The sequence below is a fragment of the Ramlibacter henchirensis genome, from assembly GCF_004682015.1.
Taxonomy (GTDB): Bacteria; Pseudomonadota; Gammaproteobacteria; order Burkholderiales; family Burkholderiaceae_C; genus Ramlibacter; species Ramlibacter henchirensis.
The window spans coordinates 965082-981902 of the sequence record NZ_SMLM01000002.1; the positions used below are offsets into that span (position 1 = coordinate 965082).

The 16821-nt window shown below is 69.0% G+C and carries 11 protein-coding genes and 1 tRNA gene; 3 read left to right on the forward strand and 9 right to left on the reverse strand.

Translation table 11 applies throughout. The features are described from left to right. Positions 1-6: 6 nt before the first annotated feature. Positions 7-861, forward strand: coding sequence for a hypothetical protein (locus EZ313_RS17350; RefSeq protein ID WP_240788690.1), 855 nt, complete (start codon positions 7-9; stop codon positions 859-861). 432 nt (positions 862-1293) lie between these two features. Here the strand turns inward: EZ313_RS17350 and radC are convergent, their stop codons facing one another. The 4 genes from radC to serS form a co-directional block, all read right to left on the reverse strand. Further along, positions 1294-1971 carry a RadC family protein gene (radC, locus tag EZ313_RS17355; protein ID WP_135264515.1) on the reverse strand — a complete coding sequence of 226 codons (678 nt, stop codon included), beginning with the start codon at positions 1969-1971 and terminating at the stop codon, positions 1294-1296. After that, a complete protein-coding gene (locus tag EZ313_RS17360) occupies positions 1971-2285 on the reverse strand; it encodes a hypothetical protein (RefSeq protein WP_135264516.1) in 315 nt (104 codons plus the stop codon). The genes radC and EZ313_RS17360 overlap by 1 nt, the downstream gene beginning before the upstream one ends. Before the next feature lie 333 nt (positions 2286-2618). Further along, positions 2619-2708 (reverse strand) — tRNA-Ser (locus EZ313_RS17365). Positions 2709-2762: 54 nt separating this feature from the next. Next, the gene (gene serS, locus EZ313_RS17370) at positions 2763-4073 is read right to left on the reverse strand and encodes a serine--tRNA ligase (RefSeq protein ID WP_135264517.1); all 1311 of its coding nucleotides are present in this window, start codon (positions 4071-4073) and stop codon (positions 2763-2765) included. Positions 4074-4133: 60 nt separating this feature from the next. Here serS and EZ313_RS17375 point away from each other — a divergent pair, with 60 nt between their 5' ends. Next, positions 4134-4547, forward strand: coding sequence for a VOC family protein (locus tag EZ313_RS17375; RefSeq protein ID WP_240788691.1), 414 nt, complete (start codon positions 4134-4136; stop codon positions 4545-4547). Positions 4548-4567: 20 nt separating this feature from the next. Here EZ313_RS17375 and EZ313_RS17380 read toward each other — a convergent pair whose 3' ends face one another. The 3 genes from EZ313_RS17380 to EZ313_RS23720 all read right to left on the reverse strand — a co-directional run bounded on the left by EZ313_RS17380 (position 4568) and on the right by EZ313_RS23720 (position 7574). Next, positions 4568-5554: a Bug family tripartite tricarboxylate transporter substrate binding protein gene (locus EZ313_RS17380; protein ID WP_135264518.1), complete on the reverse strand. Its 987-nt coding sequence runs from the start codon at positions 5552-5554 to the stop codon at positions 4568-4570. A 22-nt stretch (positions 5555-5576) separates the two neighbouring features. Next, positions 5577-6638, reverse strand: a complete 1062-nt coding sequence (locus EZ313_RS17385; RefSeq protein WP_135264519.1) for an aromatic ring-hydroxylating oxygenase subunit alpha — start codon at positions 6636-6638, stop codon at positions 5577-5579. Positions 6639-6740: 102 nt separating this feature from the next. Then, positions 6741-7574: a helix-turn-helix transcriptional regulator gene (locus EZ313_RS23720; protein ID WP_135264520.1), complete on the reverse strand. Its 834-nt coding sequence runs from the start codon at positions 7572-7574 to the stop codon at positions 6741-6743. Positions 7575-7754: 180 nt separating this feature from the next. Between EZ313_RS23720 and EZ313_RS23725 the strand changes: the two genes are divergently transcribed. Beyond that, entirely contained in the window at positions 7755-7886 is a 132-nt protein-coding gene (locus EZ313_RS23725) for a hypothetical protein (RefSeq protein ID WP_276606968.1), read from the forward strand. 15 nt (positions 7887-7901) lie between these two features. Here the strand turns inward: EZ313_RS23725 and EZ313_RS17395 are convergent, their stop codons facing one another. Together EZ313_RS17395 and EZ313_RS17400 are read right to left on the reverse strand one after the other, a co-directional pair. After that, entirely contained in the window at positions 7902-10421 is a 2520-nt protein-coding gene (locus EZ313_RS17395; protein WP_135264521.1) for an ABC transporter permease, read from the reverse strand. Between the two features lie 66 nt (positions 10422-10487). Then, positions 10488-16811: a type I polyketide synthase gene (locus EZ313_RS17400; RefSeq protein ID WP_135264522.1), complete on the reverse strand. Its 6324-nt coding sequence runs from the start codon at positions 16809-16811 to the stop codon at positions 10488-10490. Positions 16812-16821: the final 10 nt, after the last annotated feature.

Genomic DNA, 16821 nt, shown 5'->3' on the forward strand with positions numbered 1-16821 from the left:
AATGGCGTGAAGCTGCCCAAGAAAGATCTTGCGTGGAAGAAGGCGTTTGTGGATGCGGATGGGATCTCGTACGACTTACACCCCGGTCTCACGATGCGGGCATCTGGTGTCCATGTTGTAGCTCACCCCAGCGGGGGCAGCAGGATCATTGCGTCTTCATCAGCGGAGGCGTTGAGAGTCGCAGCCGGATTCGAGAGAGCTCAACGTGGAAAGTATCCTCAAACGGCGACGCGCCGCGTCAGTCAGATCCCTGGTGACCAGATCCGAGGCGTATTGCGGATCCGGCTCGACAACGATATCCGACGCTTAGCGGTGAAGTCGTACATAGCCCTTATGACGCGCTTCGGAATCGGCTCCGAAATCGTCAGCGATGGCCTGCGAAAGTGGCTAGTAGGGGGCAGCTGTTCTGCTCACGAACCTGACATCCGCGTGCGGCTCGGCGTGAACACGAAAGTCCAGACTGAGCGGCGGCCTTCCCACTACATAGCCGTGGAAGGATGTGCGGCTACGTGCAGTGTCGTTGGCGTCCTCTGCCTGTGTGACCTTGTCACGCTATACGCTCACGTCAGCACTGACTATCGAGGCCCGGATTTCTCCATCGTGGGCAGGCTTGACATGATCACCTTGAGGGAGGAGTTCTTGGCGAGGGAGATTCAGGGGCTCGAGTTGCCTCCGGAACGAATGCTCCGGTGCGTCAACGGGATGGATCAAGTGAGGTCGAGAGAGCGTATGGACGCCATGCTGAAAGAGCACACCGGCCACCTCAGATTCAGGCTGGCTCCGAACTGGATCGAAGCCAAGTTGCTCCTCGGTATCACAGCCTGGGCCGACTCTTCATGGCGGCCGTCTAAGCGCGTCTAGTGGCGGGTATTCCGACCTAAGCACGAATCAACGCGGATGTCTGCTTCCGACCCCGGAGCGGACATCCAATGCGTCGGCCTCGGCCCCTGGCTTGCACTGGCACGCCCGCAGGTTTGATCGCGGGAACAACCGCTACATTCCAGAGGGCAGCTTACTTGCGGAAGGACAGCCGTGCGCCACGCTGCTGCCCTTGCCGGACTCCTCCTTGCCTCCTGCGCCGCAGTGCCGCCGCCGCCGCCGGACTACGTGCCCTCCCAGGTGCCGCCCGAAGTTGAGGCCAGCCTGCGGAAGTTGGGACGCGTGCTCGCCCCACCGCGAACTGCCGCGCTCCTACGCGCCAATCGCGCGCAAGGAACCCTATGCGGGCGTGAGGATCGCTCGCGACATCGCCTACGGGCCGGGTACAGAGAAGTCGCGCCCAGGTACAGCCGGTCAAACCAGACCCTGTTCCACCATTGAGAGTGCGGCTCCGTGAGAAACGATGACGTGATCCAGCACTCGAACGTCGATGAGCGCAAGTGCCTCCCGCAACGTTTGCGTCAAAACTTCGTCGGCTCTGGACGGCTCTACTTCCCCGCTGGGATGGTTGTGAGCAAAGACCACTGCTGAGGCGTCGTGATCCATGGCGCGTCGAACAACCTCGCGCGGGTACACCGATGTCTGGGTGAGCGTGCCGCGGAACATCACTTCCATCTCGATGAGGCGGTTCTGCGTATCAAGAAACAGCACCGCGAATACTTCATGCGGAATGCGGCCAAGGTGCAGTTGCAGGTAGTTTTTCACCACACCGGGCGTTCTGAAAACTTCGCCCGCACGGAGCTGCTGCCCAAGCGAGCGCAGTGCAAGCTCCAAAATGGCAAGCAGTTCCGCTCGTCGCGCGGCTCCGCCGAGGCCCTTGTGCTGCGCGAGCTGCTTCGGTGAGGCATGGAGAAGGCCTCCAACACCGCCGAACACTTCCAGCAGGCCTTGAGCAACCGAGTGAACTGTCTTGCCTGGGGCCCCCGTCCGGAGCACTACGGCGAGCAACTCAGCGTCCGATAAAGCGGCTGGTCCAACTCTGAGGAGCTTCTCGCGATAGCCAGAGTCGGAGACGAGGATGTCCACGCGCACTAGCCATGCACGCCGACTTGAACCTGCTTGCAAGTTGCGGCCAGGCGGACGAATAGTGCTGTCGTGGCGCCCAGTTCCGCGAACAACCAGCCCAGCGCCTCTACCGCATCCGAGTTGATGGCCCGGTCTTCACATTGCGGCGCGGCGTACGCCATCAGCGATCCCACCGCCGACAGGCCAAGATTAATTGCCGCCGCCGACGCCGCGGCGTGCTCCGCGATCGCGCTGAGCACCTCAGGATCGGTGGCGCGGACGTCTGGCTCCCCCGCCGCGTCCAATTTAAGGCGCGGCAGCAGCTCGACCAGCTCCTGCATGTGCCGCAGCGACTCAGGCAGCAAGTGTCGCGTGCCCCGCCCGGCAGCCCCTGGTTTTCAGTGTCTACCTGCCGTCGGCGGGGCCTCCGCTCGCGCCGCGCTTTGCCGGGCTGCTCTTTTTGCTGGGTGCTGTCTTGGCTGTTTTCCAGGGGCATTCCCACACACTACAGCCTGCCCCTCGCATTTCCTACCGCGCCCAGCCGCGCCCCGCGCTCTAACTTTCGTTTTACCGCGCCGTCCAAAGCCGTCCAACACAGCTCAAAACAAAAAGGGGGTATGAAAGGGAGTAAAAAAGCGCCATCGGGCTGAAACCCGCATGGCGCTTGGTATTCCTGGCGGAGCAGGAGGGATTCGAACCCTCGATACGGTAAACCGTATACCGGATTTCGAGTCCGGCGCATTCGACCACTCTGCCACCGCTCCGGTTCATTCGGTATCGCGTGGTGCGAAGCCCGCAATTCTAACGCAGGGGCAAGCTCAGGGAGCGAGGCGCTCCTGGCCGCCCATGTAGGGGCGCAGCGCCTCGGGCACGGTGACGGAACCGTCGGCGTTCTGGTAGTTCTCGAGCACGGCCACCAGCGTGCGGCCGACTGCGAGGCCGGAGCCGTTGAGGGTATGGACGAGTTCGTTCTTGCCTTGCGCCGTCTTGAAGCGCGCCTGCAGCCGCCGTGCCTGGAAGGCTTCGCAGTTGGAAACCGAGCTGATCTCGCGGTACGTGTTCTGTGCCGGCAGCCAGACCTCGAGGTCGTAGGTCTTCGCGGCGCCGAAGCCCATGTCGCCGGTGCACAGGAGCATCACGCGATAGGGCAGCCCCAGCTTCTGCAGGACGGCCTCCGCGTGGCGCGTCATCTCCTCGAGCGCTTCGTAGCTCCTGTCGGGATGCGTGATCTGCACCATCTCGACCTTGTCGAACTGGTGCTGCCGGATCATGCCGCGCGTGTCGCGGCCCGCGCTGCCGGCTTCGGAACGGAAGCACGGCGTGTGGGCGGTGAGCTTGATCGGCAGCTGCGCTTCGGCCAGCACCTCGTCGCGCACGAAGTTGGTCAGCGACACCTCGCTGGTGGGGATCAGGTACAGCGGCTGCTTGTCCTCTTCCGTCAGGCCCTCCTGCCCGCCCTTGCTCACGGCGAACAGGTCGGCCTCGAACTTGGGCAGCTGGCCGGTGCCGCGCAGCGTGGCCTCGTTCACCACGTACGGCGTGTAGCACTCGGTGTAGCCGTGCTCGCCGGTCTGCACGTCGAGCATGAACTGGGCGATGGCGCGGTGCAGCCGTGCGATCGGGCCCTTCATCACGGAGAAGCGCGCACCACTGAGCTTGATGGCGGTGGCGAAGTCCAGCCCCAGCTTCTCGCCGACGTCGACATGGTCGCGCACGGCGAAGTCGAATTCGCGCGGCTTGCCCCAGGCGCGCACCTGCATGTTGGCATGCTCATCGGCGCCGGCCGGCACGCTCTCGTGCGGCAGGTTGGGGATCGACAGCAGCAGCGCCTGCATCTCGGGCTGGATCTGTTCCAGCCGCTGCGCGGAACGGTCGAGCTCGACCTTGATGTTGGCCACCTCGGACATCACCGCATCGGCCGGTTCGCCCTTGGCCTTGAGCTGGCCGATCTGCTTTGAGAGCTGGTTGCGGCGGGCCTGAAGCTCCTCCGTGCGGGTCTGGATGGTCTTGCGCTCGGCCTCGAGCGCCTTGAACGCATCCACGTCCAGGTAGGGCTGCGGCGTCTTGCGCGCCTCGAGCCGCGAAACCACGGCGCCCAGGTCTTTTCTTAGCAGGGAGATGTCGAGCATCACTGGATTTTATTCGGCGCCCTCCTACGATCTGGGACCCTTGGCACGAAGGAGGCACGAATGCAGATCGAAAGCTACCTGTTCTTCGGCGGCAACTGCGAGGAAGCGCTCGCGTTCTACAAGCGTTGCCTGGGCGGAGAGATCGTCACGCTCATGCGCTACGAAGGCTCGCCCATGGACAACGCGCAGCTGCCGCGCGAGTGGAAGCAGAAGGTGATGCACTCCACTTTCGAGAGCAAGGGCGCGCGCTTCATGGCCAGCGACACCATGCCCGGGCAGCCCAAGCCCGCCTATCAGGGCTTCGCGATGTCGGTCTACGTGCCCGGCAGCGCAGACGAAGCCCGCAAGGCCTTCGATGCGCTGGCCGAAGGCGGCAAGGTCACGATGCCGTTCGCTCCGCCCTTCTGGGGCGGCCACTTCGGCATGCTCACGGACCGCTTCGGCGTGCCCTGGATGGTGAGCTCGGAGCACTGAGCATCGCGAGCCCCTCGGGGTCACTGCGGCTCGATGCCGAGTTCGCGGATGCGCTTCGTGATGATCTCGAACTCCGCCTTGTAGTTGGCCGTGGCTTGCTCCGGCGTGGTCACGTGCATCTCGAAGCCGCGGTCGATGAGCAAGTTGCGGATGTCGGGCGCATTGGCGATGGCGCGGATCTCGCTCGAGAGCTTTTGCACCACCGCCGGCGGCGTGCGGGACGGCACCAGCGCCGCCATCCACACGCTCGATCCGTACAGCGGGTCGTTGAAACCGAGTTCCTTCATCGTGGGCACCTGCGGCAGCGCTGACAGGCGCTGCCCGTTCTCGCTGCCCATCACGGCCAAAGGCACGATCTTGCCGCCCGCCACGTGCTGCTTGGCAGTGCCCACGCTGGACAGGCCCACGCTCACTGTGTTGGTCAGCAGGTCCTGCACCACCGGCCCTTCGCCGCGCTGCGGCACGTGGACCATCTGCGCCTTGAGTTCGCGGTTCAGCGTCTCGCCGAGCAAGTGCCCCAGGCTGCCGATGCCCCAGGACGCGTAACTGAGCTTGTTGCCCGACTGCGCGAGCTTGCGCAGTTCGTCGATGCTCTTGACGCCCAGCGTGGGGTTGGCGGAGATCAGCGCCGGGCTGCGGACGATCTGCGCGACGAAAGCGAAGTCCTTCTGCGGGTCGTAGGGCAGCGTCTTGAACAGCGCCGTGTTGTTCACCAGCGGGTCGTTGATCGTCACCAGCACCGTGTGTCCGTCGGCTTCGGCCTTGGCGACTTCGGCCACGCCGATGCCGCCGGCCGCGCCCGACTTGTTGTCCACGACCACCGGCTGCCCCAGCGACTTCGAGAGGCGCTCGCCGATCAGGCGCGCGACGTAGTCGGTGCCGCCGCCCGCCGGATAGGGCACGACGAAGCGGATCGGCTTGGTCGGCCAGGCCGCCTGCGCCATTGCGGCGCCGCCCGCGAGCGACAAGGCGGCGGCCAGGGTGGGGAGAAGGAACGATCGGCGCATGGCTGTCTCCGGGTTGTGTTCGTCAGGAAGCGGAAGCCGCTTGGCCGCTCTCAGCTGCCACCTTCTGCGACAGGATGCGGCGGAACTGCACCAGGGCGCCGTCGATCGGCAGCGGCACCATGGCCTTGGCCGGGTCGCGCAATATGTTGCGGTGCTGCGCGGTGATCATGTCGCGGTCCTCCTCGAAGGCCGTGACGATGCTCTGGAAGATGCCTTCCGTGAGGCTGTCGTCGCCCTGGTTCGAAGGATGCGACTGCTCGAAGAAGTAGTGCGTCGAAGTCTCGGTCTCGGGCGTCAGCGTCTGGCAGCTGTGCAGGCGCACCGCGTTGCTCAAGTCGTCGGGCGGATCGCCCACGGGGCGCCCGCCCGAGTTCATCAGCAGCGTGCCGGGCAGCAGGAATTCGTAGATGAACCAGCGGTCGAGCAGAGCGCCTTCGGTGAAGCTGCGCATCTTGCGGTAATAGGGCGGCACCGGGACGTTGGGCACGCGGCGCGTGACCTTCACGCCGGGCATGCCCGGGCCGTCGACGCGCTCGGTCTCGGCCTTGGCCTGCGCGATGGCGGTGGAGCCGCCCAGCGTCTTCTCGTGCACGTACGACAGGTGCGAGAAGTCCAGCAGGTTGTCGCAGATCAGCAGGTAGGGCGTGTCGTAGTGCAGGTAGCCCGGCTTGTGCTTCCAGTCCGGGTGATCGCAGGAGAAGTTGTCGGGCAGCAGCGCGGGGTCGGCCTTGGCCGGGTCGCCCATCCAGACGAACACCCAGCGGTTCTTGTTTACGATGGGATAGGTGCGCACCCTCGCCTTCTCCGGGATGATGGGGATGCCGGGCGCGTCGACGCACAGGCCCTGCGCGTCGAACTTCAGCCCGTGGTAGCCGCAGCGCACGCAGTCGCCTTCGCGGCGGCCCTTGGACAGCGGCGCGAGGCGATGGCAGCAGCGGTCCTCCAGCGCGGCGAATTCGCCGCTCTCGCGGCGGATCACCAGCACCGGCTCGCCCAGCACGGTGCGCGTGAACAGCTCGGGCGAACCGGCCGCGGGGATCTCATGGTCCCACGCGATCACGTACCAGCAGTTGCGAAGCCACATGCCGTCATCCTCCAGGCAAGTCGTTCAACCGCCTTCGATGCTGGCGCGGCGGGTGGCGGGCCCTTGTCCCCCGCAAAGGGGACGAGTGCGGTTATCGCCGGGCTAGTGCAGGAAGGCGGCCAGTTGCAGCCGTCCGCCGGTGACGCCGCGCGCGGACAGCTTGGCATAGGCACGTTTGCGCAGCGTGATCACGGTCGATGGCGCAACGTCCAGCTCCGCCGCGATGCCGTCGGCGGAGATCCCGCAGGCGATTCGCGCGCACACCGCCAGCTCACGCGCGGAGAGTTCCGGGGCCTTGCGCCGCAGAGTCGCCTGCGCGCGTTCGACCTGCTGGTCGCGGCTCGTTGGGCGGGCAGCAGCCGGGGAGCTGCGGAGCACGCAGCGATGCGCCTGCCGCAACAGCGGGGCGACTGCCAGCAATCGGGCGATCTCGTCCGCGGCAAAGCCGCCGTGCGAGCGGTCGCGGTAGAGGTTCATCGAGAACGTCGTGCCCGGCACGGGTTCGTAGAAGAAGCTCAAGCGGGCGGACAGGTGCGCGCGGTCGTAGATCTCGCTGCGCCATGACGCGACGTGGATGTCCTCTGCCTGCACGTGCAGCGCGGCCAGGCCGCCGCCGCGACGGTCGGCCTGGTGGGCCAGCCGCGTGCCTTCGTCCTCGCGCCAGAACCACTGCCGGTATCGCTGGAAGCAATCGGGCGTGACGTTCGCAAGGCCCGGGCGCGCATGGCCTTCCACCAGCTCCGGCGCGGCGAGAGGACTTCGCGGCTGGGGCAGGTACTCGACCAGCGAGAGGTAGTCGACGGCAGTCAGTCGATTGAGGAAGGCCAGCAGCGTGGCGCCCGGCGCGTCGTCTTGCGGCGCCTGCAACAGCAGCGCCACGGAGTCCGCCGCAAGCGGTTGCGGCGCGGGCGTCGGGTCCAGGTGCCATGTCTGCACGCGCCCATGATAGGAGTGGCCGCGCACGCGGGGAGGCGACGTTTACCCTGACGCGGGGCGGCTCTCCTACGCGGCTTTGCGCCGATGGCAGCCCCGGTGCGCCGGTTCGCGGCGGAGACTCCGGAGCAGGCCGAGCCGGACGTTGCTGCGTGACGCCCGCCGGCCGCCAGGAGCACGACCATGAGCCGACGTCTGATCGCCCTTGCCTGCCTCGCGGCGTTCGCGCTGTCGGGCTGCGCCTCCGGCAGCCGCATGCACTTTCCCGACGAGATCGAAGCCTGGGGCCACGACCTGCCGACGCTGGGGCGCTAAGCCCCCGCGCGCGCCCTACTCCGCCGCGCGGCGGAGGGTCTCGACCACCGGCCGCCTGAGCACCTCGCGCAGTCCCCACCAGCCCGCACCGAGCGCGAGCGCAGCGCCCGTGAGCGCGCCCGCCAGCGGAACGAGCGGCGAAGCGGTCCACTGGAAATCGAAAACGAAGCGCGCCAATCCCCAGCCCACAACCGAAGCGACGACGCTCGCCAGAAAGCCCGCCAGCAGCCCCACCCCCGCGAGCTCGGCGCGCTGCACCTGACGCAGCAAGGAGCCGCGAGCTCCGACGGCGCGCATGATCGCGAACTCCCGCGCGCGCTCCTCACGCGTCGCGGTGACAGCCGCGAACAGCACGACCACGCCGGCGGCGAGCGTGAATCCGAACAGGAACTCCACCGCGCGCACCACCTTGTCGAGCACCGCCTGCACCTGGTTGATCGTGCTGGTCATGTCGACGTTGGTGATGTTGGGGAATTGGCGCACCAGCGCGTTGTCGAAGCCCTTGCGCTCGGGGGCGCGGAACGACGTCATGTAGGTGCTGGGCACATCGGGCATCTGGCTCACCGGGTACATGACGAAGAAGTTGGCGCGCATCGAACCCCAGTCCACCTTTCGCAGGCTGGTGATCTTCGCCTCGCTCGTGACGCCGGCGATGTCGAAGCGCAGCGTGTCGCCCAGCTTCAGGCCTAGCGTTTCCGCGATGCCTTCTTCGACGCTCACGGCGTCGGCCTCTTCCGGTTGCCAGCGGCCGGCCACCACCATGTTGTGGGCGGGTGCAGTGGCCGAGTGCGAGAGGTTGAATTCGCGATCGACGAGGCGTCGTGCGCGATCGTCGGTGAAGTCGTCGGGACCGACCGCGCGACCATTCACGGCGACCAGCCGCCCCCGGATCATCGGGTACCAGTCGTAGCGGTTCACGCCGCCCGCGCGCAGCGCCTGCTGGAAGGCTTCGCCCTGCTCCGGCATGACGTTGATGACGAAGCGGTTGGGCGCATCCGGCGGCGTGGCCTTGCGCCAGCTGGCGACGAGGTCGGTGCGCAGCAGCACGAGCAGCATCAGGGCGAGCAGCCCGACGGCGAGCGAGCTCACCTGCACGACCGCGTACACCGGCCGCGCCGAGAGTTGTCGGGTGGCCAGCACCAGCCAGCGCGGCGCGGTCACCTCGTTCACCGACACGCGCAGCAGCTTCACGGCGGCCCAGCTCAGCAGCGCGAACAGCAGCACCGCGCCCGCGAAGCCGCCCACCGCGATGCCGCCCAGCTTCAGGTCGCTGCTGGCCGCCAGCAGCAGCGTGGCGAAGCCCGCGACGCCGACGCCCAGCACCAGGGCCGAAGCGGGCTTGAGGTTGCCCACGTCGCGCCGGATCACGCGCAGCGGCGGCACCTGCGCGAGCTGCAGCACCGGCGGCAGCCCGAACGCGAACAGCAAGGTCAGGCCCATGCCGAGGCCGAAGCCCACCGGCCACAGGCTGGCTGCGGGCAGCGACGTTTCCACCAGGCCGGAAAGCAGCAGGATGAACACGAAGTGCACCGCGAAGCCGATCGCGACACCGAGCAGGCTCGCGGCCAGGCCGATCAGCCCGAACTCCACCGTGTACACGGCGGCGATGGTGCGCTGCGACTGTCCCAGCACGCGCAGCATGGCGCAATCGTCCAGGTGGCTGGCGGCGAAGCCGCGCGCCGCCAGCGCCACCGCGACCGCGCTCAGCAACGCGGACAGCAACGCCACCAGGTTCAGGAATTTCTCCGCGCGGTCCATCGTCTGCCGCATCTCGGGCCGGCCGCTTTCCAGCGACTCGACGCGCACGCCGCGCACCTGGGTGCGGGTCGCCTCGGCCGTGGCGAACTGGGTGAAGCTCTTGACCGCGCGGTCGGGCCCCGCGACGGCGAAGCGATAAGCAACGCGGCTCGCGGGCTGGATCAGCCGGGTGGCCGGCAGGTCCGACTGGTTGACCATCACGCGCGGCGCGAACGTGGAGAAGCCGGTGCCGCGGTCCAGCTCGAGCACCACGACGCGCGCGATGCGCAGGCTGGCGTCGCCGAGGAGCAGCCGGTCACCCGGCGCGAGGCCAAGCGCTTCCAGCAGCGCGCGGTCGACCCAGACTTCGCCGGCGCGCGGCACGTCGCTCGTCGCCTCGCCCGGCCCGTCCGGCTGGTCGGCCACCGTGAGGCCGCCGCGCAGCGGATACCCCGGCTCGACCGCCTTCAGCGCCACGAGCCGCGCACCGCCGCCCTTGTCGTCGGGCGCCCGTGCCATCGTCGGAAAGAGGATCGTGGTGACGCTTTGCAGCCCCAGCGAGCGCGCCTTTTCCAGGAATGCCTGCGGCGTCGGGTTGTCGCTGACGACGACGGAATCGCCGCCCAGCAACTGGCGCGCGTCGCGGGCCAGCCCGCCCTTGAGCCGGTCGGCGAAGAACCCGACCGCGGTGAGCGCCGCGACCGCCAGCATCACCGCGACGATCAGCAGCCGCAGCTCACCGGCGCGCAGGTCGCGGCCGAGGGTGCGCCAGCCAAGGCGCCAGGCAGAGGTCTCCATGACGGCCGACCTTAGCAGGCTTGGCTTAGGCCGGCATGACGATCGCGACGCCGGCCCTCGCGGGCGTCAGGCCACCGGACTCAATCCGCGCGACCCAACCGACCGCAGGCCCTTGCGGCCTTCCGCCGTGCCCTTCCCCGCGGGGCCCTCGCCGTCCAGCCGCGCCAGCTCGCGCCGGAAAGCTTCGATCACCTCCGACACGCCGGGCTCGGCCATCATCGAGAAGTGCGAGCCGCCCACTTCGGTGACGCGGATCTCGCCCGACACGAGCTCGTTCCATCCGAGCTGCGGCCCGGCGAACAGGTAGACCGTCTCGGCCTGCGCTGCGCGCAGCAGCACGATGTCGCCCTCGTAGCGCTGCGGCTGGTAGCGTTCCTGCGCGTCGGTGAAGTTGCGGAACAGGTGGAAGTCGGCCAGCTCTGGCGGCAGCGGCTCGCCGCGCGCGACCTTCTCCATCGCCACCTGGTACTGACGCTGCATCTCGCGGCCGCGACGCCGCCGGGCCGGCCAGTCGAGCAGGAACTCCAGGTTCCAGTGGCGCTTGAGCCAGACCTTCTGCAGCAGCGGCACCTTGCGTCGCGCCGCTTCGGGCGCCAGCGTGTCGATCATGACGATGGTGTCGACCTGCCGGCCCTCGCGCCGCAGCTGCTGCGCCATCTCGTACGCGATGACGCCGCCGCCGGAGTAGCCCGCCAGCCGGTACGGGCCGGCCGGGTCCACCGTGCGGATGGCTTCCACGTACTGCGCGGCCATCGCCTCGACGCTGGTCAGCGGCGGCAGCCGGCCGTCCACACCCTGGGCCTGCAGCCCGTAGAACGGCTGCTGCGGCCCGAGCCGGTCGGAGATCACCTTGAAGTTGAGCACGTTGCCGCCCGCGCCGTGCACGCAGAACACCGGGCGCCGCTCGGCCGAGCCGCGGCAGATCGCTACCAGCGGCGACCAGGCGCGCGGCAGCTGGATGACGTTGGAGGCGGCGGGCGCTGCCGTGGGCGCAGGCGCAGTCGGCATGCTGGTGTCCAGGCGGCCGGCTTCGGCCACGATCGCGGCCAGGCCGGCGAGCGTGGAGCCCTGGAACAGCGTGGCCAGCGGCAGGTCGACGTTCCACTGCTTGCGGATGCGCGCGAACAGGCGCACCGCCGCGAGCGAATGGCCGCCCAGCGCGAAGAAGTCGTCATCGCGGCCGACCTCGTCCACGCCGAGCAGCTCGCGCCACACCTCGGCGATGACCGACTCGACCGGATTGAGCTGCGCCGCCGAAGCAGCAGGCGCACGCGAGGCCGCCACCGGCGGCAGCGGCTTGGGCGCGGCGTCACTCATCGCGCGCTTGACGGCCGACAGCGAGATCGAGGACACGACCACGTCACGCGCACCGCCCGACAGCACGCGCTCGAACAGCGCGGGCGCTTCCTCGGACCGCAGGCCGCACGCCAGCATCGCCTCGGCCAGGCTGGGTTCCTTGCGCGCATGGCTGGCCGCGTTGCGCGACATCGCCTGCGGGTCGACTCCGCGCAGGCTGAAGCCTTCGAAGGTGGCGATCGGCGCGCCTTCGGGCGTGTGCAGGCTGACGTCGAACGCGGCGAAGCGGTCCTTCACCGGGCCCTTGAGCTCGGCGCGGCTGATGCTGCGCAGCGGCAGCGGCGCCACGATGCGGATGCGGTCCACGGACAGCGGCACGAAGAGGCTGTCGCGGCGGTTCTGCTCATCGAGCAGGTGCAGTCCGAAGGTCGCCGCGATGTCGGTCACCGCAGGATGCAGCGCATAGGGCTGCAGGTCGGCCGCGAAGCGCTCCGGCAGCGCCATCTCCGCGGTCCCGCGGTGGCCGTCCAGCTGCATGCGCGCGATGTTGTGCCAGCGCGGACCGAAGGCGACGCCGTCCTGCGGCAGCCGACCTTCCTGCCAGGCGCCGGCGGGGGGCTGCGTGTTCGGCGGCAGCGTGCCGTTGAAGCGGGCCACCAGGGCACGGGCGTGTTCCTGCCACGGCTCGCGCGCCTCGGCGCGGCTGCGCACCACGAACTCGTAGCCTTCGCCGCTGCGCTGCATCTCGATGCGCACCTCGCGGCGGCCGCCGGCGTCGAACACCATCGCTTCCTCGAAGGAGAGCGATCGGATCTCCACGCCTGCGCCGGGATGCAACTGCGCCATCGCGGCACGCGCGATCTCGATGTAGCCCGTGCCGGGCAGCACCGGGCGACCGGCGACGGCATGCTCGCGCAGCACCCAGAGGTCCTGCGCCGAGTAGGTCGCCTCGAACGCGGGACCGTTCTCGGTGTCGCGCCGCACGCCCAGCAGCGGATGCCCGCCCTGTGGCAACGGAGGGGCGGGTGTGCGGCCGTAGGCGCGCGCGGCCATGCCCTTGTCGCCCCAGATGCCCCAGTGGATGGCCAGGCCGTCCGGGCGGGCCGCGGCGAGCGCATCGAGGAAGGCGTTGGCCGCCACGTAGTCGACCTGTCCCGGCGGGCCGAGGTACACGCTGGTGGAGGAGAACACCGCGAACACGTCCAGCTGGCCGGGCGGCAGCAGCTCGTGCAGCACCTGGGCGCCGACCGCCTTGGGCGCGATCACCTTGCGCAGCGACTCGGCGGTCTTGGCGGCGATGGGCGCATCCTGCAGCGCGCCCGCGGCGTGGAAGACGCCGTTGATCGCGCCCCAGCGGCGCCGCATGTCCTCGACCACGCGCGACATGGCGGCCGCATCCGTGACGTCGGCGCTGTAGGTCGCGAGTTGCGCACCGGCCGAGGACTCGATCTCCAGCAGGCGGCGCACCAGTTGCGCCGGCTCGCCCTGGTCGCGGCTGGACGCGAGCGCCTGCCAGGCCGAACGCTCCGGCAGTGCGCGCCGGCTGACCAGCCCGAGGCGCGCCTTATAGCGGCCCGCCAGGAAGGATGCGAGCTCCAGTGCGATGTCACCCAGGCCACCGGTGATGAGGTAGGCGCCGCCTTCGCGCACCAGCGGCTTGGCCGACGTGGAAGACGCCGAGCGCACCAGCTGCGCCACCCAGCGCGTGCCTCCGCGCAAGGCGACGAGGTCGGCACCCGGTGCCGCCAGCGCTTCGCACACGACGGCGCGGCAGATCGCGGCCGAAGCGGTGTCGCGCGGGTCGAGGTCGACCAGCACGGTGCTGACATTGGGCAGCTCGCGCGGGATCACGCGGCACGGCCCCAGCGCGAGGCTTCGCACCGGATGCTCCACCTTCGAGCCGTTCACCGCCTGGCTGCCGGCGGCGATCACCGTGAGCCGCACCGGCTGGCGCACGTCCAGCGTCTGCAGCACCTTGGCGATGTGCACCAGGCTGTCGAAGGCCAGCGCCTGGCCGAGCAGCAGGCCCTCGCCGCGCCCTTGCGCGCCGGTCTCCAGCGACCAGAGGTGGACGATGTGGTCGGGCGAGCGGCCCGCCTGGTCGAGTGCGGTGAAGAGTTGTTCGAACTGGGCTTCGTCGTCGGGGTGGACGGTGTAGCCGTCGGCGCCGGAGGCGAACGCGTCGCCGTGGCGCACCAGCGTGGCCTTGCCGCCCTCTTCGGCGATGCGGCGCAGCACGCCTGCCGTCGTGGCGTCGTTGCCGCCGAACACCAGCCACTGCTGGCCGGGTTGCGCGGCCGGCACGTGCGGCAGCGGCGCGGGACTCCATTGCGGTACGCCGAACCAGTCGTCCATCTGCGGCAGGCGGCGCACGGACTGCACGGGCACGGCGTCCTGCTGCGAAGTTTCCTCGTGCGTGATCCTGCCCGGCTCGATCCAGTGCCGCTGGTGATCGAAAGCGTAGGTGGGCAGCGAGATGCGGCGCGGCGAACCGCCGCCGCGCACCGCGTTCCAGTCCGGCGTGATGCCGCGGGTCCACAGCGCGCCGAGCGAAGTCAGCATCAGCGACAGGTCGGCATTCGGCTCCTGCGCCTTGCACGTGGACGGCAGCACGGTGCGCTGCTGGCCCTGCAGGTTCTGGCGGGCGAGAGCGCACAGGCCCTGGCCCGGACCGGCTTCCAGCAGCACGGCGTCGCCCATCTCGAGCACCTTGGCCAGGCCCGCGGCATAGCGCACCGGCTGGCGCAGGTGGCGCACCCAGTAGTCCGGATCGGACAGCAGTGCCGCATCGGCCCAGTCCCCGCTCAGGTTGGAGATGAAGGGGATCGTCGGCGGCGAGAGGCGGATGCTCGAAACGCCCTGGCGGAACCGCTCCAGGATGCCGTCTAGCAGGCGCGAATGCGCAGCCACCTTGATGTGCAGCCGCCGGCCTTCGCGGCCTTGCGCCGCCAGGCGCCTGGCCAGCTCGTCGATCGATGCGGAGGGACCCGAAGCGATGCACAGGTCGGGCGCGTTGATCACGCCGATGTCCAGCTCCAGGCCCTCCATCAGCGTGCGCAGCTCGGACTCCGGCAGGTCCACCGACAGCATTGCGCCGGAGGGCACCTGCTCAAAAAGCTGGCCACGCAGCACCACGACCTTGAGCGCGTCTTCCAGGCTCATCACGCCCGCGATCACCGCCGCGGCGTACTCGCCCGCGCTGTGGCCGATCACGGCCGCGGGCTTGACGCCCCAGCTTTCCCACAGCTTCGCGATGGCGTACTCGAGGACGAACAGCGCGGGGATGTTGTAGCGCGGCTGCTCCAGCACGCGGCCGCCCTGCTCGTCGCCGGGCTCGCGCTCGAACATCACCGAGCGCAGGTCGGACGGCACGTCGGCGGGCATGCGACGGAAGCAGTCGTCCACCGCGGCGCGGAACGCCGGTTGTGTGAGCAGTTCGCGGCCGGCGCCCGCGTAGCTGGCGCCGCCGCCGGGGAACATCATCACGACGCCCGGGGCGCTCGTGCCGGACTTGCCCGCGGCCACCCGCGGATGGTTGCGCGTGTCCAGCGCGGCGGCCAGGCCTTCCACGTCCTGCGCGACGATGGCGCAGCGATGCGCGAAGGCGCGGCGGCCTTCCTGCAGCGTGAAGGCGGCATCGAACAGGCTGAAGTCCGCCGGCCGCTGGGCGAGGTAGTCGCTCCACTTGGCCTTCAGGCGCTCCAGCGAAGCGGGCGTGCGCGCCGACAGTGTGAGCACCTGCAGCGGCTGCTGCGCCGGCGCCTGCGAAACGAGGCGGGGCGCCTCCTCCACGATCACGTGCGCGTTGGTGCCGCCCACGCCGAGCGAGTTGATCGCGGCGCGGCGCGGCTGCTGCCCGCGCGTCCAGGGCCGCGGCTGGTCGACGACGCGGAACGGCGTCTTCTCGATGTCGAAGCGGCTGTTGGGGCGGGTGAAGTTGAGCGACGGCGGGATCAGCTCGTTGCGCAGCGCGAGCGACACCTTGATCAGCGACGCCACGCCGGCGGCCGTGTCCAGGTGGCCGATGTTGGTCTTGACCGAGCCGATGCCGCAGAAGCCGCGGCCGCCTTCGCCGTAGGCCTGCGTGAGCGCCGCGATCTCGATCGGGTCGCCCACCGGCGTGCCGGTGCCGTGCGCCTCGATGTACTGCACGCTCGCGGGCTCGATGTTGGCCACGCCCAGCGCTTCGACGGCGGCGCGCGCCTGCCCATCGACGCTCGGCGCCAGGTAGCCGGCCTTCTGCGAGCCGTCGTTGTTGACGGCGGAGCCGCGGATCACGGCGTAGATGTTGTCGCGGTCGCGGATCGCGTCTTCGAGTCGGCGCAGCACCACCACGGCGGCGCCGCTGCCGAACAGCGTGCCGCTGGCGTTCTCGTCGAACGCGCGGCAGTGGCCGTCGGGCGAGAGGATCTCGCCTTCGGCAAAGCGGTAGCCATGGCGGTGCGGCAGCTCGATGCTGGACGCGCCGGCCAGGGCCATGTCGCACTCGCCGGCCAGCAGGCTCTGGGACGCGACGTGCACGGCCACCAGCGACGTGGAGCAGGCGGTCTGGATGCCCAGGCTCGGGCCCTTCAGGTCGAGCAGGTAGGAGACGCGGGTCGACAGGAAGTCCTTGTCGTTGCCGGTGTGCCGCAGCAGGAACAGGCCCACCGACTTCTTCAGCTCGGGATTGGTGAGCAGGTTATACGGCAGGTAGGCCTGCATGCCGCAGCCGGCGAACACGCCGATGGCGCCCTCGAACTTCTCTGGCGGATGGCCGGCGTCCTCCAGCGCTTCCCACGCCGACTCGATGAAGTGGCGGTGCTGCGGATCCAGGATGGCGGCGTCGCGCCTGGAGAAGCCGAAGAACTCGGCGTCGAACATCTCCATGTCGGGCAGCACCAGGCTGGCCTTCACGTAGTTTGGGTCGTTCAGCTCGGCATCGCTCACGCCGGCGGCACGCAGCTCCTCGTCGGTGAGCCACTGGGTGGCCTCGCGTCCGCCGGCCAGCAGCTTCCACAGCTCGGCCGGCGTGCGCGCGGCCGGGAAGCGACCGGCCATGCCCACGATGGCCACGCAGCCGGGTTCGATGCCTTGCGAAACGTTTTCTGTCATACGGTCTCCC